General features: G+C 56.7%; 22 protein-coding genes. 13 read left to right on the forward strand and 9 right to left on the reverse strand.

Annotated elements, in window-relative coordinates; translation table 11 throughout:
* Positions 1–72 precede the first annotated feature (72 nt).
* From KP707_RS02930 to KP707_RS02940, 3 genes are read left to right on the forward strand one after another with little or no spacing between them, the layout of a single operon-like run.
* A complete protein-coding gene (locus KP707_RS02930) occupies positions 73–1,692 on the forward strand; it encodes a lysine--tRNA ligase (protein ID WP_211502083.1) in 1,620 nt (539 codons plus the stop codon).
* Between the two features lie 5 nt (positions 1,693–1,697).
* Complete coding sequence (locus tag KP707_RS02935; protein ID WP_099210354.1) at positions 1,698–3,797, forward strand: lysylphosphatidylglycerol synthase domain-containing protein; 2,100 nt, start codon at positions 1,698–1,700, stop codon at positions 3,795–3,797.
* Positions 3,794–4,492 (forward strand): MarC family protein, encoded by a 699-nt coding sequence (locus tag KP707_RS02940; protein ID WP_211502084.1) that lies wholly within the window; start codon positions 3,794–3,796, stop codon positions 4,490–4,492. The genes KP707_RS02935 and KP707_RS02940 overlap by 4 nt, the downstream gene beginning before the upstream one ends.
* Positions 4,493–4,496: 4 nt before the next feature.
* Here the strand turns inward: KP707_RS02940 and KP707_RS02945 are convergent, their stop codons facing one another.
* On the reverse strand, positions 4,497–5,102 hold the full coding sequence (locus KP707_RS02945) for a uracil-DNA glycosylase family protein (RefSeq protein WP_211502085.1): 606 nt from the start codon (positions 5,100–5,102) through the stop codon (positions 4,497–4,499).
* Positions 5,099–5,662: an RNA 2',3'-cyclic phosphodiesterase gene (gene thpR / locus KP707_RS02950; RefSeq protein WP_211500099.1), complete on the reverse strand. Its 564-nt coding sequence runs from the start codon at positions 5,660–5,662 to the stop codon at positions 5,099–5,101. The genes KP707_RS02945 and thpR overlap by 4 nt, the downstream gene beginning before the upstream one ends.
* A gap of 149 nt (positions 5,663–5,811) precedes the next feature.
* Here thpR and KP707_RS02955 point away from each other — a divergent pair, with 149 nt between their 5' ends.
* The 5 genes from KP707_RS02955 (at position 5,812) to cyoD (ending at position 10,929) form a co-directional block, all read left to right on the forward strand.
* Positions 5,812–6,582: a Bax inhibitor-1/YccA family protein gene (locus KP707_RS02955; RefSeq protein WP_211502086.1), complete on the forward strand. Its 771-nt coding sequence runs from the start codon at positions 5,812–5,814 to the stop codon at positions 6,580–6,582.
* Between the two features lie 448 nt (positions 6,583–7,030).
* A complete protein-coding gene (gene cyoA / locus KP707_RS02960; protein ID WP_046899644.1) occupies positions 7,031–7,969 on the forward strand; it encodes a ubiquinol oxidase subunit II in 939 nt (312 codons plus the stop codon).
* Positions 7,970–7,976: 7 nt separating this feature from the next.
* Entirely contained in the window at positions 7,977–9,965 is a 1,989-nt protein-coding gene (cyoB, locus tag KP707_RS02965) for a cytochrome o ubiquinol oxidase subunit I (RefSeq protein ID WP_086634522.1), read from the forward strand.
* A 14-nt stretch (positions 9,966–9,979) separates the two neighbouring features.
* Positions 9,980–10,600, forward strand: a complete 621-nt coding sequence (gene cyoC, locus KP707_RS02970; protein WP_046899642.1) for a cytochrome o ubiquinol oxidase subunit III — start codon at positions 9,980–9,982, stop codon at positions 10,598–10,600.
* The gene (gene cyoD, locus KP707_RS02975; protein WP_086634521.1) at positions 10,600–10,929 is read left to right on the forward strand and encodes a cytochrome o ubiquinol oxidase subunit IV; all 330 of its coding nucleotides are present in this window, start codon (positions 10,600–10,602) and stop codon (positions 10,927–10,929) included. The genes cyoC and cyoD overlap by 1 nt, the downstream gene beginning before the upstream one ends.
* Positions 10,930–11,128: 199 nt before the next feature.
* On the opposite strand, the gene fdxA is transcribed toward cyoD, so the two are convergent.
* From fdxA to KP707_RS02990, 3 genes are all read right to left on the reverse strand, one after another.
* Positions 11,129–11,461, reverse strand: a complete 333-nt coding sequence (fdxA, locus tag KP707_RS02980) for a ferredoxin FdxA (protein ID WP_046899640.1) — start codon at positions 11,459–11,461, stop codon at positions 11,129–11,131.
* A 78-nt stretch (positions 11,462–11,539) separates the two neighbouring features.
* Complete coding sequence (locus KP707_RS02985; protein WP_046899639.1) at positions 11,540–11,836, reverse strand: RNA-binding S4 domain-containing protein; 297 nt, start codon at positions 11,834–11,836, stop codon at positions 11,540–11,542.
* Positions 11,833–14,391 (reverse strand): helicase-related protein, encoded by a 2,559-nt coding sequence (locus KP707_RS02990; protein ID WP_211502087.1) that lies wholly within the window; start codon positions 14,389–14,391, stop codon positions 11,833–11,835. The genes KP707_RS02985 and KP707_RS02990 overlap by 4 nt, the downstream gene beginning before the upstream one ends.
* 77 nt (positions 14,392–14,468) lie before the next feature.
* Here KP707_RS02990 and KP707_RS02995 point away from each other — a divergent pair, with 77 nt between their 5' ends.
* A complete protein-coding gene (locus KP707_RS02995) occupies positions 14,469–15,860 on the forward strand; it encodes a leucyl aminopeptidase family protein (RefSeq protein WP_211506690.1) in 1,392 nt (463 codons plus the stop codon).
* 310 nt (positions 15,861–16,170) lie between these two features.
* The gene (locus KP707_RS03000) at positions 16,171–16,572 is read left to right on the forward strand and encodes a MarR family transcriptional regulator (protein ID WP_046899636.1); all 402 of its coding nucleotides are present in this window, start codon (positions 16,171–16,173) and stop codon (positions 16,570–16,572) included.
* On the opposite strand, the gene KP707_RS03005 is transcribed toward KP707_RS03000, so the two are convergent.
* Entirely contained in the window at positions 16,573–17,538 is a 966-nt protein-coding gene (locus KP707_RS03005) for a glycosyltransferase family 4 protein (protein ID WP_211502089.1), read from the reverse strand.
* A 96-nt stretch (positions 17,539–17,634) separates the two neighbouring features.
* Between KP707_RS03005 and KP707_RS03010 the strand changes: the two genes are divergently transcribed.
* The 3 genes from KP707_RS03010 to KP707_RS03020 are packed head-to-tail and all read left to right on the forward strand — an operon-like array spanning position 17,635 to position 21,148.
* Positions 17,635–19,587, forward strand: a complete 1,953-nt coding sequence (locus tag KP707_RS03010; RefSeq protein ID WP_338085302.1) for a nucleoside-diphosphate sugar epimerase/dehydratase — start codon at positions 17,635–17,637, stop codon at positions 19,585–19,587.
* The gene (locus KP707_RS03015; RefSeq protein ID WP_211502091.1) at positions 19,584–20,726 is read left to right on the forward strand and encodes a DegT/DnrJ/EryC1/StrS aminotransferase family protein; all 1,143 of its coding nucleotides are present in this window, start codon (positions 19,584–19,586) and stop codon (positions 20,724–20,726) included. Before KP707_RS03010 ends, KP707_RS03015 begins: the two co-directional genes overlap by 4 nt.
* Complete coding sequence (locus KP707_RS03020; RefSeq protein WP_046899633.1) at positions 20,723–21,148, forward strand: hypothetical protein; 426 nt, start codon at positions 20,723–20,725, stop codon at positions 21,146–21,148. Before KP707_RS03015 ends, KP707_RS03020 begins: the two co-directional genes overlap by 4 nt.
* Here the strand turns inward: KP707_RS03020 and KP707_RS03025 are convergent.
* From KP707_RS03025 to KP707_RS03035, 3 genes are all read right to left on the reverse strand, one after another.
* Positions 21,108–21,914 carry a MerR family transcriptional regulator gene (locus KP707_RS03025; protein WP_211502092.1) on the reverse strand — a complete coding sequence of 269 codons (807 nt, stop codon included), beginning with the start codon at positions 21,912–21,914 and terminating at the stop codon, positions 21,108–21,110. The two genes, KP707_RS03020 and KP707_RS03025, sit on opposite strands and share 41 nt — an antisense overlap.
* Before the next feature lie 61 nt (positions 21,915–21,975).
* The gene (locus KP707_RS03030; protein ID WP_099210338.1) at positions 21,976–23,118 is read right to left on the reverse strand and encodes an AI-2E family transporter; all 1,143 of its coding nucleotides are present in this window, start codon (positions 23,116–23,118) and stop codon (positions 21,976–21,978) included.
* Between the two features lie 145 nt (positions 23,119–23,263).
* Positions 23,264–25,180, reverse strand: coding sequence for an ABC-F family ATP-binding cassette domain-containing protein (locus KP707_RS03035; RefSeq protein WP_211502093.1), 1,917 nt, complete (start codon positions 25,178–25,180; stop codon positions 23,264–23,266).
* Positions 25,181–25,184: the final 4 nt, after the last annotated feature.

Raw genomic sequence — 25,184 nt, forward strand, 5'->3', positions numbered from 1 at the left:
CCTTGGAGAAACTTCGTTTGCTCTCGTACTGCTTGACCCGCGATACGTGTCTGCCTACGTTTTCCGATAATCATGCACAATTCCAGAACACATATCATCCCGTCCCTCGCATCTGACGCGCCGCTTCCAAAAGCATGGCCGTTTGAAGAGGCAAAAAAAATTGCCGAGCATGTTGGCGCGCGCGCTCCAGAAGTGCCCGCACTGCTTGAGACCGGGTATGGCCCGTCCGGGCTGCCACACATCGGTACGTTTGGCGAAGTGGCCCGTACGACGTGGGTACGTCAGGCTTTCGAGGCTCTGACAGGCCGGCCGACGCGTCTGCTGGCTTTCTCGGATGATATGGATGCCTTGCGCAAGGTTCCGACGAATGTGCCGCAGCAGGAACTCCTTGCAAAGCACCTCGGCCTGCCTTTGACGCGCGTTCCCGACCCTTTCGGTGAATACGAGAGTTTCGCCGCTCACAATAATGCCCGCCTGCGCCAGTTTCTTGACGGCTTCGGCTTCGACTACGAATTTGCATCCGCGACAGACTATTATACGAGCGGGACATTTGATGCTGCACTTCGGCGGATGCTCGAAGTGCATGATGAAGTTGTTGCGACCATTATTCCGACACTTGGTCCGGAGCGCCGTGCGACTTACTCCCCTGTTCTGCCGATCCACCCTGAAACAGGGCAGGTGATGCAGGTCCCGATCATCAAGGTGGACCCGGATGCCGGTACGGTCGTCTGGAAAGATGAAGCGGGCAAGACGTTTGAAACATCCGTCTTCGGTGGACACGCCAAGATGCAGTGGAAGGCCGACTGGGCCATGCGCTGGTATGCTCTGGGTGTCGATTATGAAATGTCCGGCAAGGATCTGATCGATAGCGTGAAGCTGTCTTCGAAGATCTGCCGTATTCTGGGTAAGCAGCCGCCTGCTGGACTGACCTATGAGCTGTTCCTTGATGCTCAGGGTCAGAAGATCAGCAAGTCAAAAGGTAATGGTCTGTCTGTCGAAGAGTGGCTGCGTTACGGCACGCCGGAAAGCCTCGGCCAGTACATGTACCAGCAGCCTACGCGTGCAAAGCGTCTGTTCTTTGACGTTATCCCCCGCGCAACGGATGACTACCTGACACTCGTCCAAAAGGCTGAGACGCAGGAACCGGTAGACCTGATGGCAAATCCGGTCTGGTTCATTCACGGCGGAACGGTGCGCCCGGAAGATACCAGCCCGGTTTCCTACACAGCGCTGCTAAATCTCGCGAACGTGGCAAATGCGGACAATCCAGAAACACTCTGGAAATTCCTGCGTCGCTATGACGAGACGCTGTCGCCAGAAACGCATCCGTATGTCGACAAGCTTGTTCGTTGCGCTCTGACGTACTTCCAGGAGCAGGTGTACCCGAACAAGGTTTATCGTGATCCGTCCGAGACTGAACGGAAGGGTCTTGAGGACCTGGCTGTCGCTCTGGAGAAGCTTCCTGTTCATACGTCTCCTGGCGATGTGCAGGATGTCGTGTTCGAGGTCGGCAAGCGCTACTTTGAGAAGTCTGAGCTGCGCTCATGGTTCGGTTGTCTGTACGAAGTGCTTTTGGGTCAGAGCGAAGGCCCACGCTTCGGCATTTTCGCGTCCCTCTTCGGTTTGCCTGAGACCGTAGCCCTGATCAGGGGTGCACTGGCTCGCCCGGCTGCCGGGACGCCTCAGGCCTAACGTCGATGTGCCCGCCTCGGGAAGACGACTGGCAAAATGATGGGCTTGCTCTCGACGTGGAAGACGAGAGCGGGCCTGTTAAAAGCCGCTGGAAATTATTGCTGACACGTGCCCCGGCAATTGTCGGGCTTGTGCTGTTGATTGCTGCTGTTGTGGTGATCTGGCGTGAGTTGCGCAATCTGTCCCTGCGGGACATTGCCAGAAGTCTCAGCGACATTCCGGATGGTGCGCTTCTGGCAGGAGCCGGAGCGACATTCCTGTCGTATTTTATCCTGTCATTTTACGACCGCCTGGCCTGCTTGCATGTCCGGGCTGATGTCTCGTTCAAGCGCTCTTCTTTTGCGGCGTTCTGCTCTTACGTCCTATCGCATAATCTTGGCTGCGCCGCGATTTCGGGTGCCGCAGTGCGGTTCAGGCTTTATCGGAGCTGGGGTGTCGCGCCTGCGGATATCGCACAGATCATTGCCTTTTGCTCAGCAACCTATCTTTTGGGAACGCTGGCTCTGGTCGGAAGTATTCTGACCATTGAGCCCCACGCTATTCCGGTTCTCTCCCATCTGCCCGCTTTTCTGCTACGGCTGGCTGGTCTTGGCTGCTGGGGTATTCTGGCTGCTTATGTCGTCTTTTCTCGCATCCGCCGGCACGTAAAAATCTGGCGTTACGAGATCGAAATTCCCAGCACGGGTATAGCGATTGCACAGATTGCAGTTAGTGCAGCTGATATGGCTGCGACGGCCCTGATTGCGTATAGCGTGCTGCCGCCGTTGCCTCCGGAAGCCCATTTTGGCTTCGGGACATTCCTTGCCATTTATATCGCGTCTTACACAGCAGGTCTGGTGGCGAGCGTTCCGGGCGGGCTGGGCGTTTTTGACAGTGCCATGCTTCTGGCATTGCGGCCGTATCTTCCGGTGCCAGAAATCATGGGCGCGATCCTTGTTTTCCGCCTTTTCTATTACATTATTCCGCTGGTCATGGCGGGTCTGATGTTTGCCGGGCATGAATTGTTTCTGCGGGGAGAGCAGGCGCTTGTCTCCGCGGGGCAGGCGCCGCGGCGTATTCGCCCCAGTCAGGTTGTACGAGAGTCCGAAGCGGATTTTTCGGTCACAATTGCAACCAGCGTTCAGGCTGTAGCCGGAATTCTTCTCGTCTTTTATGCGCTGGTCGCTGAGCTGCCGCCTTTGCGCACCTCTCTTGGCGCCGCAGTTTCGCAGATTGCAGATCTGTTCCTTACCGTGTCGGGTGTTGCGCTTGTTGGGCTGGCCATGGGGCTGTCCCAGCGCGTCGCCCTCGCATGGAAGGTTTCTCTCGGCGTTCTTGGCGCATCAGTCGTTCTGCTCGTGTTGCGGCATGCACCCTGGGAAGCTCCGGTCGCGCTGGGGCTCGTGATGTTACTGATCGCGCCTTTCCGAAACTGTTACTATCGCAGGGCACATCTTCTTGTGGCTCCCCTGACGCCTGCGATGCTGGCACCAATGTCCTTATGGGCGCTGGGGCTTGTTGGGGTGGGCTGGGTTGCTGTGCAACGGCATTTAGGCCCCATCTGGTGGCGCTCCATGATTTATGATGCGCACACGGCTGTAGGCCGGTGGTTTCTGGGGCTGTCTGCGCTTTGCGGTCTGTTCGCCCTTTGGGTTGGTATGCGCAGAACGCGCATCCGCTTCGAAGCGTGGAATGCAGAGAACGAAAGCCACTATCGGAGCCTGTCTCATGCTTTGCAGGAACTGGGCCCGCGTCGTCCCAGTGGTTTGCTGCACGATGAAGCAGGCCGAGCAGCTATTCCCTTTTTCCGGACGGGTCAGTTCATTATTGGCCTCGGAGATCCGGCGGGTGCTGAGCGCAACTGCATTGCCGCCATCTGGCGGTTGAGAGATCTTGCGCGTCAGGAAGGCCGAAAACTTGCTTTTGTGCGTGTTGGCCAGTCTCTGATGGCGGTCTATAATGATCTGGGTCTGACGGTGTGTCTGGAAGGCCGGGCAGGGACGATCTGCTGTTTTTCCGAGGACTATCGTATGATCCGGGCATTCCTCACGGGAGAAGAGCGGCGCGCTCGCAAAAAGCGGGCGTCGTGTCGTTCGGACGTCGCCTCAGGCACAACAGGGTCATGAGCCTGCCTCCCAGTCTGGGTAATGCGGTCAACAGTTGGCTGATTGCATTTCCAGCGCTGTTTTCGATCATTAATCCCCTTGGTGCGTCTTTGATTTTCGCTCAGGCGACAGAAGGGAGGACACGCAAAGAGGTTATCGAACTGGCGCGGCTTGTCGCGCTGAATTCTCTGGCGATCCTCCTGGTGTCCATCTGGTTTGGCAGCTGGATTCTGAGTTTCTTTGGCATCAGCATGAATGCCCTGCGCATTACCGGCGGTCTTGTTGTGGCCTCGCGCGCGTGGGTCATGTTGCAGCAGCCGGAGACAAGCGAGGCCCGAAAAGAAAAGCAGGCGCTTCAAGGCGGTCGAACCGTTGCTGCGCCTGATCTCAAAGAACGCGCTTTCTTTCCGCTGGCCATGCCTTTCACCGTGGGGCCGGGGAGCATCTCCGTAGCAATCGCTCTGAGTTCTTCATGTCCGCCCCATATGCCCGTGCCGGATTATTATATGGGCGTATCAGCGGCGGCGACGGCCATGGGCATCGTCGTTGCCATCGCTTACGCCTATGCGGAGCGGATCGTTTCCATGCTTGGCATCACAGGCGCGCGGATTGTCAGTCGTTTGGCTGCACTCATTCTTCTGGCTATCGGAATCCAGATTTTCATTTCAGGCGTACAGGGCGTTCTTGTTGATACTTTGCGTCTGGTTCGGCACTGATATTTCAATCGGAACTGAGTATCTTCTGGACCTCTTCCCGAAGGGCAGGGATGACTTCTTCCTGAAACCAGGGCGCCCTTTTTTCCCAAACACCCGTTCTCCATGATGGATGAGGCAGTGGAAAATAGTTCTCAGGCAGATAATGGCGAAAATTCCTGACACGCTCCGTGACTGACCCGCGACCCAAGACGTGATGCTGGGAATAACTGCCAACCAATAATGTAAGGCGGAGAGCGGGCATCAGGGACAAAACCCGCTTCCTCCAGATTGGCGCGCATTCCGAGCGCGGCGGGCAGTCTCCTCCTTTAGGGAGTCTCCCCGGATAACAAAGTCCCATAGGCAAAATTGCGATTTGCCGGGTATCGTAAAATACCTCTTCCGAGAGGCCGAGCCATTCTCTGAGGCGAACTCCGGACGGATCCTTGAAGGATGTGTTGCTGAAATGGGCTTTGGTTCCAGGCGCCTGACTTGCGATCAGAAGCCTGGAGGTTGCTGAAACATGGATCAGCGGGCGTGCGCCAAGTGGAAGGTGCTCCTCACAGACCCTGCACGCACGAACCTCGCGCACCAGGGCTGTGAGACGATCTTGTGTCGTTGGGCTTGAAATCATTCATCCTCAGGAAGAAGGGGCATTTCAGGGTGCCAGGCATATTCGGCCTGCGCGACATAAACGTGCTGGTCGTAGCCACGCAGGCTCTCAAAGAGCGTAACGTGCTCGACAGGCATTGGCTCACTTCTGAAGAGATTATGCCTCTGAACCCAGCGAGCCGCATCGGCCCTCTGGCTTGTCGCGAGGTGGCCTAGCGTGACACTGGGCTGGAAGCGACGCTTGGCAGGGGGACATCCCGCCTTGCGAAGGGTCTTTTCTACCTGCGCCTGAAGTGTCTCCAGTGCAGTAGATCGTTCAATGCCAATCGTCAGGCTGTCAGCCGTCGTGCCTTCTCTCAGGCCAGCCCCTGAAAACGATATCTCGAATGGTGTCCAGGAGAGGCGGGAGAGGGCGAGATCAATCTCCCCCATCACGTACCGATCTGTAATTTCGCCGATAAAGCGCAAGGCAAGATGGTAGTTTTCCGAAGGTACCCATTGCACGCCAGGAAGCGTTCCACGGAGGAGAGCAAGCGCTTCGCGCTGGGAGGGGGAGAGGTCGAGTGCGACAAAAAGTCTCAAGAGGCTCGTTTCCCGAGGAAATGAAACACAGATATGAAGGGTCTTCTTGACGGTACAGTGAAAAGCCCCACATTCAAGGAAAGTACGGGCGAGCTTCCAAGGTTCGTCAAGCGCCCTTTTTAAAAGGGCCTTTTACTGGAAAAGGTGTCATGGCTTTTAATTCCAACTTCGGCAGGGCCGGCACTCAGGCGGGCGCAGGCAGTCTTGATGCCGGTCTTCGCGCCTATATGTGCCGCGTCTTCAACTGGATGGCGATTGGCCTCGTTGTTACGGGGCTCGTTGCTTATGGCGTGGCGGAAACCTCTCTGCGCGCGCTGTTCTTCCACATCGCAGAAACCTCAACCGGCGCCTTTGTGCTGCGGCCTACTTTCCTGGGCGGCATCATGATCTTCGCGCCACTGGCGTTTGTGATGGTCCTGTCCTTCGGGATCAACCGACTGTCGCGCCCTGCGGTGCAGGCGATCTTCCTGCTCTTCAGTGCGACGATGGGAGCCAGCATGGCCAGTCTGCTGCTGAGCTATACGGGTGTTTCCGTAGCGCGGACCTTCTTCATCAGTGCGGCGATGTTCGGCGGTATGGCTCTGTGGGGATACACCACCGGAGCTAACCTTCTTCGACTCGGTTCCTTTCTCTTCATGGGCGTGATTGGCCTCATGATTGCGATGGTTGTGAACATCTTCCTGCACAGTGCACCACTGGCAATGCTTGTTTCTCTAATCGGGGTTGCTCTTTTTACAGGTCTCGCGGCTTACGATACCCAGCGTATCAAGATTAACTACCAGCAATATATGTCGTTCGCGTCTTCAGATGATATTGCCAGACTAAGCATTTACGATGCGCTGTCGATGTATCTCAATTTTGTGAACCTCTTTCAGTTTCTTATTCAGTTCACAGGTGTTCGCTCCAGTAATAGCGACTGACAGTACATTCACGTTACTCGAAAGTTTCCAGAGGGAGCGACAGTCAATGTCGCTCCCTTTCTTGTTTACGGACTAAAAAGGTCTTGAATTATTTCCGTCTCATTCGGAAAGGTTTACATTAAAAAGTTGTAACTTTATCGTTTAATGTAATTTATAATGAAATCAAATGTGGCGAAAAACAGCCATTTGTAGGTTTGACAGGGGGCTGCCCCATCCCTCACGAAATCCGTGATAAGCCTTGTCTTCCGGGCGATTCAGGCAGAAAAAACCTGAGGAACCGGGACAGTCGTGTCCCATGCTGAATGAATTTCAGGGTCGGATCTTTGATCCGGTTCCTGACGTCAGGATACGAACGAGAAAGGCAGCAGACTATGGCAGCGTTCGGCAGCTCTGATGCGGCCCTTATCGTGTCAAACCGTTTCCCGGCGAATACTCCATGCCGGAACGGATGATGAAAGCAGGACCGATGAAAAAACTCTGGCGATATCTCCCAGCGTTGCCGGCGCTGATGCTATCGGGTTGCACGGTTGATCTGCTTCAGCCGCGCGGTCCGATCGCAGAAATGAACCGCGATGTCATGGTGGCAGAATTTGTCATCATGATGTTTGTTGTGGTTCCGACCTGTATCGCAACGCTTTACTTTGCTTGGAAGTATCGTGCTTCCAACACCCAGGCCGAGTATCTGCCGACCTGGGATCACTCAACGAAGATTGAGTATGTTATCTGGGGCGTACCTTCCCTGATCATTATCGCTCTCGGTGCGATCAGCTGGTACAGCACTCACGCTTACGACCCGTACCGCCCAATTCAGACGGCTGACAACGTCAAGCCGCTGAACGTGCAGGTGGTCTCCCTCGACTGGAAATGGCTGTTCATCTATCCGGATCTGGGGATCGCAACGATCAACCAGCTGGATGTCCCGACGAACACGCCGCTGAACTTCCAGATCACCTCTGACACCGTCATGACGTCTTTCTTCATCCCGCGTCTGGGATCGATGATCTACTCCATGCCAGGTCAGCAGACGCAGCTGCATCTTCTTGCAACTGAGTCCGGTGATTATCTGGGTGAAGCTTCCCAGTTCAGTGGTCGCGGTTTCTCTGACATGAAGTTCCGCACCCTCGCCATGGCACCTGAAGAATTCAGCGCCTGGGTCGAGAAGGTGAAGAGCGGCAGCGAAAACCTCGATGACACGACATATCCGAAGTATTCCGCCCCGCAGGAAGCTGCGCCGGTTCAGTACTTCGCGCATGTCCAGCCGGATCTCTTCGACGGCATCGTCGCCAAGTACAACAATGGCATGATGGTTGAGAAGACGACGGGCAAGGTCATGCATATGCAGTCCGCTTCCAGCGCTGCACCGTCCGACACTGGCATGAAGGAATAACCGACAGATGCTCGGAAAACTCTCCCTTTCAGCCATACCTTTCGATGTGCCGATCCTTGTCGGCACATTCCTGGGTGTGGCTGTCATCGGCCTTGCCGTGCTGGGTGCCGTTACTTACTTCGGTAAGTGGGGTTACCTGTGGCGTGAATGGCTGACGACAGTCGACCATAAGCGCCTTGCCGTGATGTATATCATCCTGGCAATTGTCATGCTGTTCCGCGGCTTCGCGGACGCCATCATGATGCGTACCCAGCTCGCGCTGGCCTATGCCGGTAACCCTGGTTACCTTCCGCCACACCACTACGACCAGATCTTCTCCGCTCACGGCACGATCATGATTTTCTTCATGGCCATGGCGTTCATGACGGGGCTGCTCAACCTGGTGGTGCCTCTCCAGATCGGTGCGCGCGACGTTGCGTTCCCGTTCCTGAACTCGCTCAGCTTCTATATGACGCTGGTCGGCGCCCTTCTGATCAACCTTTCACTGTTTATCGGTGAGTTTGCTCAGTGCGGTTGGCTGGTTTACCCGCCTCTGTCCGAGATGCAGTTCAGCCCGGGCGTCGGCGTTGACTACTACATCTGGGCCGTTCAGATTTCCGGTGTCGGAACGCTTCTGACGGGCGTGAACTTCTTCACGACCATCGTTAAGATGCGTGCTCCTGGCATGGGCTGGATGCAGATGCCGGTCTTCACCTGGACAGCGTTCTGCACAACCGTGCTGATCATGGTGTCCTTCCCGGTTCTGACGGTTACGCTGGCACTGCTCAGCCTCGACCGTTACCTCGGCATGCACTTCTTCACGAACGATGCCGGCGGCAACGTCATGCTGTATCTGAGCATGATCTGGACCTGGGGCCATCCGGAAGTTTACATCCTGGTCATCCCGGCCTTCGGTGTTTTCTCTGAAGTTACCTCAACGTTCTCCCGCAAGCCGCTCTTCGGCTACAACACGATGGTTTACGCTACGTGCTCCATCATGGTGCTGTCGTTCGTCGTGTGGGTGCATCACTTCTTCACCATGGGCGCAGGCGCCAACGTTAATACCTTCTTCGGTATCATGACGATGGTTATCGCAGTCCCGACTGGTGTGAAGATCTTCAACTGGCTGTTCACCATGTATAAGGGACGTGTTGAATTCACGGCTCCGATGTACTGGACGATCGGCTTCATGATCACCTTCTCCATCGGTGGCATGACGGGCGTCATGATGGCCATGCCGGCCGCTGACTGGATCCTGCACAACTCCCTGTTCCTCATTGCCCACTTCCACAACGTCATCATCGGCGGCGTGTACTTCGGTTACATTGCAGGTATGGGCTTCTGGTTCCCGAAGGCTTTCGGCTTCAAGCTGAACGAAGCCTGGGGCAAGCGCGCGTTCTGGTGCTGGTTCGTTGGCTTCTATCTTGCCTTCGTTCCGCTCTATGTCCTCGGTCTCGAAGGCATGACGCGTCGTATGAACCACTACGACAATCCGGACTGGCGTCCGTGGCTGCTGATTGCAGAAGCTGGTGCGGTTGTTATCGCTCTGGGTATCGTCTGCCAGCTCACGCAGCTTTACGTCTCCATCCGTGACCGTAACCTACCGGAAAACCTCGACCTGACGGGCGATCCGTGGGGTGGCCGTACGCTGGAGTGGTCCATTTCTTCTCCGCCGCCGGCTTATAACTTCGCAGTGATCCCGGACATTCACGGTCTGGACACGTTCCACACCGAGAAGCAGCTTGGCCGTCGTGCACACAACAAGCCGCTTGCTCCGATCCACATGCCGAAGAACACCGCTGCTGGTGCCTTCATCGGTGCGTTCGCCTTCATCCTGGGCTTCGGTGCAATCTGGTACATCTGGTGGATGGCTGGTCTTGGTCTGATCGGTATCGCTGCCACCATGATCATGCGCAGTGCAAACCGTGATATCGACTACTACGTCCCTGTCAGCGAAATCGAGCACAACGAGGAAGTCTATTCCCGTCGTATCGCCGCTGCTCAGGCAGCAGAGTAAGGGGGGCATAGCTAATGGCTCACGAAGCAACCATGTCGCCTCTGGCACACGCTGACGGTCACGATCACGAGCATCACCACGAGAGCCCGAACGTCTTCGGTTTCTGGCTCTACCTGATGACCGACTGCATTCTCTTCGGGTCGATCTTTGCTGCTTTCGCAGTCCTCCGGAACCAGTACGCCGGAGGCCCTTCGGGGAAAGAACTGTTCGATCTGACGAATGTCGGGATCGAGACGGCTATCCTGCTGTTCTCGTCCATCACCTACGGCTTTGCCTCGCTCAGTGCGCTGGCAAAGAACAAGGGGATGGTTCTTCTGTGGCTCGCCGTGACGTTCGTTCTGGGTCTTTCCTTCGTCGGTCTTGAGGTGACTGAGTTCACCCACATGATTGCAGAAGGAAATGGTCCTGACCGTTCTGCATTCCTCTCCGCGTTCTTCACGCTGGTTGGTACGCACGGTCTTCACGTCACCTGCGGTCTGATCTGGATGGCAGTTCTGATGGTCCAGATGATGGGCCCGCAGGATCTGTCTCCGCGGATGATGGACAAGCTGACTTGCCTCAGCCTGTTCTGGCACTTTCTGGACATCGTCTGGATCTGTGTTTTCTCCTTCGTCTATCTCGCAGGTGTGATGTAATGGCCCAGGCACATACAACCCACGATGGTAGCCACGGCTCCTATCAGTCTTACATCATCGGGTTCGTTCTTGCGGTCGTCCTGACTGTTGCGTCTTTCGCAGCAGTCATGACACACGCACTGGCCCCGGGGATGGCACTTGCAGCTCTCGGTGTTCTTGCGGTCGTTCAGATCGTGGTCCACCTGGTGTTCTTCCTTCATATGAACACCAGCAACGAGCAGAGCTGGAACCTGATGTGCTTCATCTTTGCAGCAGTATCAGTCATCGTCATTATTGGCGGCACGCTGTTCATCATGCATGACACGGCCATCAACATGATGTCCCGCTAAGATCTCTTTTGGGATCACGGCAGGAAAGGCTGGCAGGAGAAATCCTGTCAGCTTTTTTTATGTCTGCTGTCCTGATCGGTACTCAGGTGCCCCCCTTAATGCCCTCGCAGTTTCCAACTGAGCAGGGGGTAGCAGGCGCAATAAAAAAAAGCCCGGCACAATAGGCCGGGCTTGATAGTATCTTGGTGGGAGAGGCGTCTCAGTCCTTGTGGGGAGCCTCGGACAGCATGGCTGCCTTGCCCGGCTGATCTTTCCACTCTTCCGCGTCAGCTGGCTGTTCGCCCTTGCGGGTAATGTTTGGCCATTGGGCGGCGAGACGGGAGTTGATCTCGATCCATGGAGCTGCACGGTTGTCGCTATCCGGGAAGATGGCTTCTGCCGGGCACTCAGGTTCGCAAACGCCGCAGTCGATGCATTCGTCCGGATTAATGACGAGGAAATTTTCTCCGGCATAGAAGCAGTCTACGGGGCAAACTTCCACGCAGTCCATGAACTTGCACTTGATGCAGTTTTCCGTGACCACATAGCTCATTGGTGTCTCCGATCCTCATTCGGGCCCGGCTGTGCGGCCCAATTTCATATTGTGCGGGATGATATGCGAAGGATTGGCCTAGGAAGCAAGCTTCTTAGGCTCTTCTCTCACGATCTCGTATAGCTGGGATGCTTCTTTCGCGGGGCCCCGACGCTCCCCAAGGTCCAGAACGCGCCAGACACGCACGTCTTCACCGGGGCTGAGAGGCGGAAGGGTTACTACATCACCCACCCTGAGTTTAGCATGCGGCTTGCTGGTGGGCTGTCTGTTTACCCGGATGCGCCCTTTGCTGACAATGGTTGCACAGAGCGGGCGTGTCTTGGCGACGCGGGCATAATAAAGCCACTGATCCAGGCGTTGATAGGCATCACTCATGGGGCAGCACGATCTCTCAGAATGGCCAGGGCGGCGAAAGGGCTGTCTGGTCGGACAATGGGGCGTCTTGCGTTGCTGGCCGCTCCTGACGGTCTGGCCTTTCTGCGTGTTGCTCGATTGCGGCGGTCAGCCAGGAGCATCAGTGGTGCAGGGGGCCCAGCATGCGTTTGGCTGGGAGAGCACGGTGGTTTGTGGGCAACGCCAAGGGCACCAAGAACCTCAGGAAGAAGATCGGCTTTGAGTCCAAGGCGTGAGGCGAGACCGGCGGGAGCAGGATGATCCCGCTTGCGCGTCAATTGCTCCAGCTCTTTCACAATACGTTCGGCGATATCGAGTCTGACCCCTGTCTTGGCTGCCTGCAGCCAGCCTGGAACGCCTTCCACCATATGCCATGGCAACGAGACACGACCGGCTGGTGGGGGCATCAGGGGAAGGCCAAGGCGGAGTTGTGTGAGAAGTGTCAGAAGGGCCGATGCTCGTGGACGCAGAAGTGCGGGACAGAAAACGGCAAAACGACCCACTTCCACGCCGAGCTTCCGCAAGGCCCGTTGAGCTGGAGGCGGGAGGGACTGATCTGACGGCAGGACAGAGGAGATACCGCCGTCTTCATGCAATCGATGTAGAATGCCTCTGAGTTGAGGCTGATCCGTTACGGCGCTTTGCGCTTTGTAGAGAACGGAGAGATCCCGTTGAAGTGTGCTGTCCACATAACGGAGAAGGCGCTGCTCAACCTGAATTCGCTGATTGGTGTCAGTGAACTCAGCGGAAAACAATCTGACGGCTGGCTGTAGAAACGTTTTTCCAACCGTCAATCGGCCGAGGGGGATGTTGTCCCACGATAGAATGCCGGTTTCTGTCTCAAGGGACAGAGCACTATCTGGCGTCTCCTGAAAAAGACGGACCCGACGTGGAATTTCCTGCAGGAGCGCTTTGCGTCCGGCTTTGAGAACGATCTGATGATCAGGCCCGTTTGTGGTGTCAGTTTGGAGAGAAAAGCCACGGATCTTGCCGATGCTGTGGCCTTCGACAATGACCTCGCCGTCTGCGGTGACGGCGGACAGGAGATTGCGATCTGTCTCAGCATCCAGCCGGCGAAGCAGGGACGTGGCGCGTCTGTCCACAAAGCGGGAAGTCAGGCGCTCATGCAGTGCGTCTGAAAGCAGGTCTTCCACTTCCCGGGCGCGTTGCTGCCAGACGGATGAGTGACGGCTCCATTCTGTTCTGGCGGCCACATAAGAGCAGACCCGTACGCCCGTCAGACGATGCATCAGGGTATCAATGTCACCTTGGGTGCGTGCAAAACCCTTGATGTGTCCTTCCATCCAGTTTGCTGGAACGGCGCCATCCTTGAGAATGTGCAGGAACAGGCGTGCGCAGAGCCGTGTGTGGCTGTCATCGCCAAGTTTGCGAAAATCGGGGATCTGACAGACTTCCCAGAGAAGAGACGTCGCACGCTTTCCTTTGGCGACCTCCCGAATTTCCGGGTCCAGGATCAGGGACTCAAGAGTTACAACGTCAGATGCAACGCGGCCTGCCATCAGGCCGCGGGAGGGCGGCGCGACCGTAAGGCTGGCGAGAAGAGCCCGGGGATTGCTGAAATCCAGTGCGTGATTGCGCCAGTATAGCCGTTGGATCGGATCGAAGCGGTGCTGTTCTACGGCATCTATGGTTGCGGCAGACATGGGCGGGCAATCAGCCGTGGTGCCAAATGTACCGTCTTTCATGCCACGCCCCGCACGGCCGGCAATCTGCGCTATTTCCTGCGGGAAGAGCGGGCGGGGTGTTGTGCCGTCAAATTTGGAAAGCTGGGCAAGCGCAACATGGTCCACATCCATGTTCAACCCCATCCCGATGGCATCGGTAGCCACTAGGTAATCGACTTCCCGGTTCTGGTAGAGCTCGATCTGGGCGTTTCGCGTCCGGGGGCTGAGTTGCCCCATGATGACAGCACAACCACCTCTTCGGCGTCGTATGACTTCGGCCAGAGCGTAAACTTCTGACATCGAGAAAGCGACGATGGCCGATCGGGGGGGAAGGCGAGAAAGCTTGGTTGGTCCGGTGCTGGCGAGACTCGACAGGCGTGTGCGTGTGTCGATTTCGATTCCGGGCACCAGCTTTTGCAGGAGCGGACGAATTGTTTCCGCACCAAGGAAGAGTGTCTCTACGGTTCCCCGGGCGTGGAGAAGACGATCCGTAAAGATATGTCCACGGTCCGGGTCAGACGCGAGCTGGATTTCATCGACAGCCACGAACTCAGCTTTCCGGTCCAGTGGCATGGCTTCGACCGTGCAGGAGAACCATCGCGCACCTGGAGGAACAATTTTTTCCTCTCCTGTTATAAGGGCGACGGAACGCTCCCCTTTGGCCGCGACCAGGCGTTCGTAGTTTTCGCGCGCAAGAAGGCGCAACGGAAAACCGATGATGCCGGAGGAATGAGCCATCATGCGAGTCAGAGCATAGTGCGTCTTGCCCGTATTGGTTGGGCCAAGTGCCGCACGGACGCTTGCTGGCATGATATGATGAGCGGAATGGTTACCGCGGTGTGCACCCTTCATGTGTGAATGGTCGGGTGCCTGCGGAACAAAAGCAAGCGTTCGAGCCAAAAGGTTCGATCTTTTAAGGAAAGAGGTTCATGAGTTCTCACATCCAGCTCCCTTTTGTTTCCGCCAGCGAGGCTCCAACACCGCGCGTTGTGCATCTGGTGAAGGTGCAGGATGACAAGACGATTGCCGGTCTCCTGGGCGAGCACGCATCTTTTCTGACGGCGCAGGGGTTCAAAGCAAAAGATGGCGCTTTTACGCTTCTGCCTGGCGACGGTGGGGCGGGGGCCGCTCTGCTTTGTGTCGATGAGGGGCGCCTGAATGACCCGACAGCCTTCGGCGTGCTGGGAACGATCCTTCCGGAGGGTGACTGGAGCCTTCTGCCGCACGGGATGGAAAGCGCCGTTCAGGAGACTGCTCTTCTCGGGTTCGCCATGGGAACATATCAATATCGTGTCGGGGTCGTGCGGTCATTCACCACGCGATTGGTTGTTCCGGACGACGCGGCTACCGTTATTGCCTATGCGAAAGCAAACTGGTTTGGCAGGGATCTGATCAATACGCCTGCCAATCTGCTTGGTCCGAAAGATTTGGCGCTGTCGGCTTATCGGGCTTTGGAAAATCGTGGTGCAGACGTTCGCATTGTTGAGGGCGATGACCTGAAGGCCGCGTATCCATGTTTGGCAGAGGTGGGTGAGGGGTCTGAGCGCAAGCCTGCTGTTGTTGTGGCCCGCTGGAAAGCGCGTGAAGGCGCGCCACGTCTGTCTCTTGTTGGGAAGGGCGTGTGCTTCGATACGGGGGGGTACGACCTGAAGCCCGCAGCAGGCATGCTGCGTATGAAAAAAGACATGGGCGGCGCAGCCCTGCTTCTGGCTGTGATGTGCGCGGCGATTGATCTGCAACTGGATGTTGATCTGGAACTGCGTCTTGGATGTGTTGAGAACAGTGTGTCTGGCCATGCCATGCGCCCAGGCGATGTTCTGCGGACGCGAAGCGGAAAAACGGTAGAGATTGGCAACACGGATGCAGAGGGGCGTTTGGTGTTGTGCGATTTGATAACGGAAGCCGCTGAATCTGCCCCAGATTACATTGTGGATGCTGCAACCCTGACCGGCGCTGCGCGCGTAGCTCTCGGTCCAGACCTTCCAGCGGTGTTCAGTAACAGTGACGAACTGGCTCAATTACTGCTCGAATCGGGCTCAGATACTGCAGATGCTTTGTGGAGATTGCCACTCTGGCATGGCTATGACGCATGGCTTGATAGTAAAATAGCCGACGTCGGAAATATTACATCCAAGCCCATGGCAGGCGCTATTACAGCCGCTTTGTACCTTCAGCGCTTCGTTCCTGCCGGACAAAACTGGCTGCATATAGACACTTACGCGTGGAATGACGCCAATTCTCCGGGTCGGCCAGAGGGTGGCGAGACGCTGGCACTTCGTGCGCTTCTTAAAATGATAACAAACATTCGCAGGTCTTCGTGAAGTGAAGAACCTGACGGGAAGGTGATCCTTAACGAACCGTAATATGATTGTCTTAAAACTATGGGGTGTAAATCTGCTTCTGATAGGGCATACGGCCTTCCATGTTCGAAAGCTGCTAGCCGCAGCATAAATCGTTTTGAAACCCGCATACTTGCGGATGCGTTTCAAAACACCAGATGTAGAAGACCAACGCTCAATCCCATGATGGGGTGAGCCACAGATGAAACCCCTCGGGCCGGCAAGGCTCGAATGTTCTTTTTCCTGTTACTCGATCGGGTAACAGGCAGGGCAGACCGTTAAGGAGAGAGAAATGCCTCAGGCTAACAACGACCAGATGCTTCACCTTCTGTGCGACACCGTCGTCTCCATGGTGCGCCGTGATGGTCCTGATCTGTCTGCCCGCCAGCTTGCTGTGTTCCTGACCTGCTACCTGCGTGACGGTGCACACACCGTTCGTGGTCTGGCTTCGGAGCTCAAGGTGTCCAAGCCCGCTATTACACGCGCTCTGGACCGTCTGGGTGAGCTGGATCTGGCACGTCGTAAGGTTGATCCGCTGGATCGTCGTTCCGTCCTCGTGCAGCGCACGCTGAAGGGTTCTTCCTTCCTTCGTGAGATGCGCGCTGTCATGGCTGAAGCTTCCGGCACCCGTCCGGTTCGTGCAGAGCGCGCAGCTGCTTCTGTCGAGCGTATCAGCACACGTCGCGCTGGCTGATTACCAGCGATCCTGCACGCGGGCTCTGGCTCGCGTGCAGATATAGCCTGTCCAGCAAAGCTGAGGCAGAAAAATGAGCAGGGCAGTTACGAGCCACTCATTGGCCAGACAGGCCACTGCACCCCACAGTGCAAATCCCCAATAGACAGTCGTTACAAGCGGCATTGGCAGTCCTGAGCGGATCGCGAGCTGATAAAGATGCCCACGGTGAGCCTCGGTCAGTCGATCGTCTGCGCGGGCGCGGCGAGCCAGCGTAAAGAGGACATCCCACAGCACGCCTGAAAGCACTGCGAGTACGATGAGCGCCGAAGTATGGAGAGGCTGCATGGCCCCCCAAGCGATGACAAGCGCTCCTGCCTGACTGCCAACATCTCCCATAAAAATGCGGGCCTTGGGAAAATTCCATGGCAGAAATGCTGCAAGGCACACCGCGAAGAGCACGAAAATAACAGGCTGTATCCCTGCTGACGCCAGAAGGGCTGCGGCGATCATCATCGTGCCTGAGGCTAGCCCGTTAATCCCGTCGATAAAGTTGAGGGCATTGGTGATAAACACGGCCCCCAGGATGAAAATCCCCATCATTGGCAGAGATGCGCCCGTTCCAGCCGCGGCCAAAAAGGCGGCCATGAACTGTGCACCAAGCTTGTAACGCGCCCTGAAAGAATACAGATCGTCCAGCCAGGAAACGGCAGCGAGTAGAATAACGCCGGCCAGCATCCCGATGACGGACGGATTTAGGATGGGCTGCCCTTTGAGAAACAGGCTTGGTAACGCGCAGAGCAGAAAAGCTCCGATAATGCCGATGCCTCCGCCTTTGGGTGTTGGCCGCGTATGGGAGCTCCGGTGCACGGGAGTGTCCATAATTCCGGCCTGAATCATCAGGACGACCAGGACCGTGCACAGGACTGCGGCACACAAGTCCAGCAGGGTAAGACCGGAGAGAAAGGACGACAAAGAAAAGGGCATGGACGGACTTTATGGGAACAGTGGTTTTGGCGTTATAAGGGAGACGTGAAAGTCACACCATCTTCTGGCCCTCAGTTTCCGGCCCCGTCTAGCGCTATCAGCCGTACAGGTCGCACGACCGCACAGGCGAGACGCATCGCTCTCAATGTTCTTCTGGATGGAGTCGTGTCCGCAGCGGCAGCCCCTGTGGCACGTTGGCTGGCTGACCCTCATGGAGGACTGCTTCATCCGCTGTGGTTTGTGGCGGGCGGGGGGATTACGCTCCTCGTCAGCGGGCTGCCTTTTCGTATGGCACAGCAGTACTGGCGGTTTTCCGGTCTTTCCGATCTTTTTAATATTGCCTGTGCATCAGTTGTCAGTGCCACGCTGTTCTCAACTTTGCTTCACCTGGCTGGCTACCCGCTTCCAAGCACGACATTCCCGGTCATTCATGCGCTGGTCCTCCTGACATGCCTGGGTGCTCTACGCATGTTCTGGCGGCTGACAGCGCGTCGTCGCCTTATGGTCGCTGAGCGTGAGCGCGTGCTGTTACTCGGCGCTGATCACGAGGCGGATCTTTTCATTCGCGCAATGGAGCGGGATCATCAGGCTGGCCGTCGCGTTGTCGGGCTTCTGACAGGTGGGACGCAGCAGGCAGGACGACGCATTCACAGTTGTCCCATTCTTGGAACGATTGATGAAACGCCTGAAATTCTGAAGCAGATGTTAGCCTCGGGGCGTCTGCCGGATACGTTGGTTATCACCACGTCCGAACTGCGGGGCGCTCCGTTGTCCCGTATCCTTGAAGTCGCACGTGAGTATGGCGTTGATGTTCAGAGAACGCCCTCTCTGACTGATCTGAAGCCCGCAGACAGTGTTGAGCTTCGTCCCGTCGCCATTGAAGATCTGTTGAACAGACCTCCGGTAGCGTTGAATAGCGAAGGGATGAGCCGCCTGATCGCTGGGCAGGTCATCGCTGTGACGGGGGCCGGCGGCAGCATTGGATCTGAGCTGGCGCGACAGATTGCCTCGTTCAGGCCTGCTGCCATTCTTCTGATTGAAAACAGCGAGTATGCGCTGTGGCAGATCAATCTGGATCTTTCAGAGCGATATCCTGCGGTTCAGCGGCATCAGATTATTGCTGATGTGCGCGATCGCGGCAGGATATCCGAAATTTTCATGGAATATCGTCCAGCACTTATTTTCCATGCCGCCGCGCTCAAGCATGTACCGATCGTGGAATCAAATCCGATCGAGGGTGTGCTGACCAACGTCGTAGGAACTCGCATTGTTCTGGACGAGGCCGAGCGTTCAGGGGCGCAGGCGATGGTGATGATTTCGACGGACAAGGCCGTTAACCCCTCCAGCCTCATGGGGGCCAGCAAGCGCTGCGCTGAGGTCTATGGACAGGCGCTCGATATGCGTGCGCGTGCTGGTAAAGGCGGTTTGCGGTGTGTGACCGTGCGTTTTGGGAATGTCCTGGGCTCTACGGGGTCTGTCGTCCCCCTGTTTCGCCGGCAGCTTGAACATGGCGGCCCGCTGACCGTAACCCACCCGGACATGACCCGTTACTTCATGACGATCCCTGAAGCGGTCGGTCTGGTGCTTCAGGCAGCCGTCCGTGGCACTCAGGATGCTTGCGGGGAAGATACAACGGATCAGCGTCTCCGGCAGGGCGGCATTTTCGTTCTGGATATGGGCGATCCGGTCAGAATCATGGATCTTGCCTGTCAGATGATCCGCCTGGCTGGCCTCAAACCAGAAACAGACGTGGAAATCCAGATTACGGGCCTACGCCCTGGCGAGAAGCTTTTTGAAGAGCTGTTTCATGGCCGGGAAGCCCCAGTGCCGACAGATGCGCCCGGTCTGAGAATGGCGTCTCCCCGGACAGTGGATTTCAATATCGCGACTGATGCCATGAATGCGCTGGAAGCGGCGTGCCACCGCGAAGATCTTTCAGCTGTCATGGAAATATTTCACCGGCTGGTGCCGGAATTCAACCATAACCGGGATGGAAAGGCGCCGTCTGCGGTCGCGCTTTCACAGCCTGATGCGGAGGTCACTGCATGATTACCCCGATAGCCTTCCTGGATCTGCCCAAACAGCAGGCTCGTTTGAAAGACGCGATCAAGAGCCGTGTTGACGCAGTGTTTGAGCATTGTCGCTTTGTCATGGGCCCCGAGGTCGAGGAACTTGAGCAGCGGCTGGCCGAGTTCGGGGGCGCGAAATATGCTGTTGGCGTCTCGTCGGGCACCGATGCACTCCTGATGGTTCTGATGGCAGAAGAGATCGGACCGGGGGACGCGGTCTTTCTACCAGCCTTCACCTATACGGCGACGGCTGAAGTTGTTCTCCTTTTGGGCGCAACGCCCGTTTTCGTTGATGTGGAACCAGATACGTTCCAGATCAGTCTGACGTCTCTCGCGGAGCGGCTGACCGCTGTGCGGAAGGGTGGGGAACTGGAGCCGCGAGCTCTGATTGGGGTGGATCTTTTCGGGCAGCCTGCGCCTTGGGATGAACTGAAAATTTTTGCGGCCCAGGAAGATCTGACGCTCATTGCGGACTGCGCGCAGTCTTTCGGGGCCTCCTATCACGGACGCCGTCTGGGGCACGAGGCGCGTGCTACGACGTTATCGTTTTTCCCGTCCAAGCCTCTCGGCGGCTACGGAGACGGCGGCGCTATTCTGACGGATGATGAGGACCTGGCCACCCTCTATCGTTCCCTGCGAACGCACGGTGAGGGCAAGACGCGATACGAAGTGGAGCGGATCGGCATCAACGGTCGGCTGGACACGATTCAGGCGGCTGTTCTTCTGGCGAAACTGGATGCTTTTGAAGATGAACTGATCAAGCGTGAAGCCATTGCCTGCGCATATGACCGTGCCATGCCGCAAGGTATTCAAGAGCCGGTGCGCGTGCGTGACAGCGAAAGTGCCTGGGCGATTTACAGCGTGTTGCTGCCAGATGCAGCGAAACGGGATTCCCTTCAGGCGCACCTGAAGGCCGCGGGTGTGCCGACGGCAGTGTACTACCCGAAACCTCTCCATCATCAGCCCGCGTATAGCGAGCATCATGACGGTGCAGCTCTTCCTGTTTCGGAAGATCTCGGAACACGTATTCTCGCACTTCCTATTCAGCCAGAGCTGACGAGTGAAGAAGTGGATCGTATCACGGAAGCCCTGAAAAGCTGGGCAGGAGACACGTTATGAGGCGCGAGCAGAAGCTGTTACTGGCTTTTTGTGCACTGGTTTTCATTCCAGTAGGTATCGTCTGGTTCGTGGCGTGGCCACTGATCCACGCATGGAAATTCCCGCCGGTGACTGAAGGCAAGATAGTCGCTCCTGTCAGCCGGGATCTGAGTGCAACTGAAGTTCAGGACATTAATCTGTGGCTTCAGTCCCACACAACGGCCTGGGGCCCCAGCGGGGAGCAGCCGCCTGCGAAGGGGCAGGTCATCCTGCGCATGAACAACGCGGACAATCATCCGGTCATCATTTCCATCTGGAAGCACAAGCATCAAGCGGACATCGTCGGTGTTCAGCTTGAGGACAATGGCCCGTACCGCATGAACGCCTTTGAAGACGCGTCTCTCACGGCGCTCCAGCCAGCAGAATTGCAGCCTCACGGATAAAGCTGAACACTTCAGGACTGAAAGGCGCCTGTCGTTCAGGTGTCTGCCATTCCTGCATGTCTTCGTACATTGTCCCCGTCTTGCGCCAGAGCTCCGGGCCCACGGCCTTTTGCAAAGGCTTCTGAAGTTCTAGCCAATCCTTTGCGAGGCTTTGAGCTTCTGGGGCAGATGGGGATACCGAGCGGGCAAGAGCATCTTCACAGCGCACGATAAGTCGTTCCCAGAGAACCTGATAGGATGCTTTGTCTTCAGTTGGGAAGTGACGATCCATTTGCGTCTGCCACGCCATCTGTTCTTCGGCAGTAAAGTATTTTTCAAAAACGGGCTGAATATTTTCCCGTTGTAGAATGGCTTCTCCTTCTCGCAGCAGAAGGCAAAATGCCACCAGATCCATCGGACCATCGTAAATTTGGCTCTCTGAACCGGAGAGGTGGCCAGAAATTAGATTATGGGTGGTGCGGAGTTGGGAAATTGTTCTTTCTAATACTGTCATGCGTGCTGACAGCAGGGAAAGTTGGGTCCCTATGATATCTTTTGGGGATGCCGGCTTCAGCTCCAGGGAGCGGATCTCAGCGAGACTGAATCCCATGCGCTTTAAAAGAAAAATGCGTGCCAGCGTGCTGATTGTCTGGAGCGTGTAAACGCGTCTGCCATTTTCAGCCCGGGCTGGCTTGATGAGCCCCAAAGCTTCGAAATGTCGAAGTGTCCGGGGTGTTGTTGCGCTGGCTTTGGCAAGTTCGCCAATGGTCAGGGTCTTTGCAGTCATTGATCTTCCTCCTGACGCATCATCTGCAATGATGACGTTACGTCAGGAGCAAGCGAAATATTCAGTCTTTCCGGGCTTCGTCTTCAGAAATTTCGCCGACGTCGCGGCGGGTCTGTTCTTCGTCATCGAGAGGGGCCGTTGCCTTGTCTCCCATAGCCAGCAGGGCTGCCGTGATCGGAGACGCCAGGATCAGGCCTGGGATGCCAAGAATGGTGCTGAAAACCGTCTGGGACAGAATGGCAACGGCGGGTGGCATATGGACTGCACGCCGCTGGATGAGGGGCGCAAGAACGTTGCCTTCAAAGAACTGGATCACGCTGTAAAGAATGGCCACGAACAGGGCTTCTTTGCTTCCCATGGAAAGGCCCAGGAGCACGGCCGGGACCGCACCAAGGATGGCGCCGATATAGGGAATGAAGTTGCAGATACCGGCGACCACACCGAGTGCAAGCGCAAGAGGGACACCAATCAAAGAGAGGCCAATCCCGGACAGAATGCCCACGACGAGCATGTCGAGGGCCTGACCTGCTGTCCACGCCCAGAGTGTCGTGCCAGCCGCCATGAGTAACTCACGTGCGGATGCGCGGTGCTGGGAAGGAACGAGGCGTAGAAAACCGTCAATGTAAATTGCAGGCGACAAGGCAAAGTACAGCCCTGCAATCAGAATGACAGCCAGTGTGCCCAGCACACCAAAGGCGCTGCTGAGAATACCAGTCACGGACCCTGCAAGGCCGGAGCCGAGGGAACCAAGGCTGCCAGACGTTGCATCATTTCCGCCAACTGCGGTTGGAAGATGATCCAGAACAAGCTGACCGAGAGTAGACCCTGAAAGATGCGATTTCAGATCGCCGGACTGCTGGACAAGCGCCTGTTTGAGGCGAATGAACTGGTCCCCGATCGCCGGGCCGCTGCTCCAGACAAGGCCTGCCAGTGCGAGCAGGATAACCACTGTGACAAGAGCAACAGCGCCCTGATAAGGGATGAACGAGACGTGGCGCCGTACGATCCGGGCGAGGCCGTGCAGGACGACGGCCATCAGTGCTGAGGCGAAAACAACAGCCAGCACATCCTTCATTAGCCAGACGGCCAGAAGAATCAGCGTCACAGTCAGGGCGATCCGTAACAGGCTGGCAATTTTTGAAAGTTCGCGCGCGCGCGGTTCCTTCTCGTCTCGGTCCTTCGGGTCGGAAAACGAAATAGGCATCAGCCGGTCCATCCTGAATCTGTAGGCCGGTGTTGGCTTATGGACTTCGGGAAGGCGGGTCAATTGGCTGAGGTAATCTAACGATACTCTCACGGAGTGCTGACATCCGTGAGAGTACACACGCTACAGTTGAGTTCGGCTCTGGTTAGGCAGAAGCATCTTCAAGTTCCGCCTGTGCTTCGAGCCAGAGCTCTTCCGTCTTCTCCTGTGTCGCATTCAGAGCAGAAAGATGAGCATTCAGAGACGCGATTTCGCCGGGATTCCCTGACTGATAGAGCTCCGGATCGGCAAGCTTGGTCTCAATTTTCTCTTTTTCCCGATTGATCTGAGCCAGCTTCGCTTCAGCATCACGAATTTTTCGGCGGAGCGGGGCTAGCGCTCGTGTGAGCTCCTTGCGGTCAATTTTCTTCTGGGGAGCTGTCGCCTGAGACGTTTCCTGTGAGGCCGGGCGATTGGCGTTTCTGTTCCGCTCCGTATTTTCCGCTCTGGCCTTGCGAGCACGTTCGACCAGCCATGCCTTGTATTCCGCCATGTCGCCGTCAAACGGCGCAATGGTCCCGTCTTCAACCAGCCAGAACCGATCCGCCACGGATTCCACCAGATGGCTGTCATGGCTGATGAGGATTACCGCGCCCTCAAATTCGGAAAGGGCACGGATCAGGGCATCGCGTGCGTCAAGATCAAGATGGTTGGTTGGCTCATCGAGGATGAGAAGATGCGGGGCGTCACGAGTGGAGAGCGCGAGAAGAAGGCGTGCTTTTTCCCCGCCGGACAATTCTGAAACACGGGTTTCAGCACGATTAACATCCAGTCCGAAGCGCGCGAGCTGCGAGCGTACGGCAACCGGCGTCGCGTCAGGCATGGCGCGGGCCATGTGGTCGATCGGTGTTTCAGACAGGACAAGTTCATCGGCCTGATGCTGCGCAAAATAGCCGATCTTGAGCTTTGGCGAATGATTGTAAGATCCCGCCATTGGATCAAGACGTCCTGCCAGTAGCTTGGCGAATGTGGACTTGCCGCGCCCGTTCTGGCCCAGAAGCGCGATTCGGTCTTCCATATCGAGCCGCTGGTTCAGCCCTTTGAGAACCACCCGTCCGTCATATCCAAGGCTGACATTGTCGAGGGTGATCATCGGTGGGGGAAGGGGCTGCGGTTCCGGGAATGAAAAGCGTGTCGGCGTGTCTTCCACCACGCTATCAATCTGCGGAAGGCGCTCAAGCGCTTTCAGGCGGGCCTGAGCCTGTTTGGCTTTCGTGGCCTTCGCGCGGAAGCGATCGACGAAGGACTGCATATGCGCACGCTGTGTTGCAATGCGCTCAGCCATACGGTTTTGCTGAAGGGCCTGTTCTGTCCGGATGCGCACGAAGTTGTCGTAGCCGCCGGGCGTCAGGCTGAGTTTCTGATGATCCAGATGAGCAATGGCATCGACTGTATTGTCGAGAAGTGATCGGTCATGGCTGACGATCAGAGCCGCACCAGGGAATTTTGCGAGCCAGGATTCGAGCCAGAGGGTGGCTTCGATATCAAGATGGTTGGTGGGCTCATCCAGCAGAAGGAGATCGGGGCTGAGGAAGAGGGCCGTCGCCAGCGAGACACGCATTCTCCAGCCGCCTGAGAAGTCCGAGACCGACCGAAGCTGCGCGTCCTGATCGAAGCCCAGCCCCGACAGGATGGCACCGGCACGGGCAGGGGCCGTGTAGGCGTCAATAGCAATCAGGCGCTCATGCACATCTGCGATACGGGCAGGGTCCGTGGCCGTCTCGGCTTCGGCAAGGAGAGCCGCGCGCTCGATGTCGCCTTCCAGCACGGTGTCGATCAGCGAGGTGTCACCAGATGGTGTTTCTTGCTTTACGCGGCCCATTGTGGCCCGATTTGCAAGCGTGATGGTGCCCCCATCCGGGACAATATCCCCTGCAATCGCGCCAAGAAGTGTTGATTTTCCAGCCCCATTTTTTCCGATGAGGCCAATTTTCCGACCGGGGTCGACTGTCAGCGATGCGCCATCCAGCAGGGTACGGCCGGCGATGCGGAGAGTCAGGTCAGTGATGGTGAGCAGGCTCACGGGC

The sequence above is a fragment of the Gluconobacter sp. P5E10 genome (genome assembly GCF_018812145.1).
GTDB classification, from domain to species: Bacteria; Pseudomonadota; Alphaproteobacteria; order Acetobacterales; family Acetobacteraceae; genus Gluconobacter; species Gluconobacter cerinus.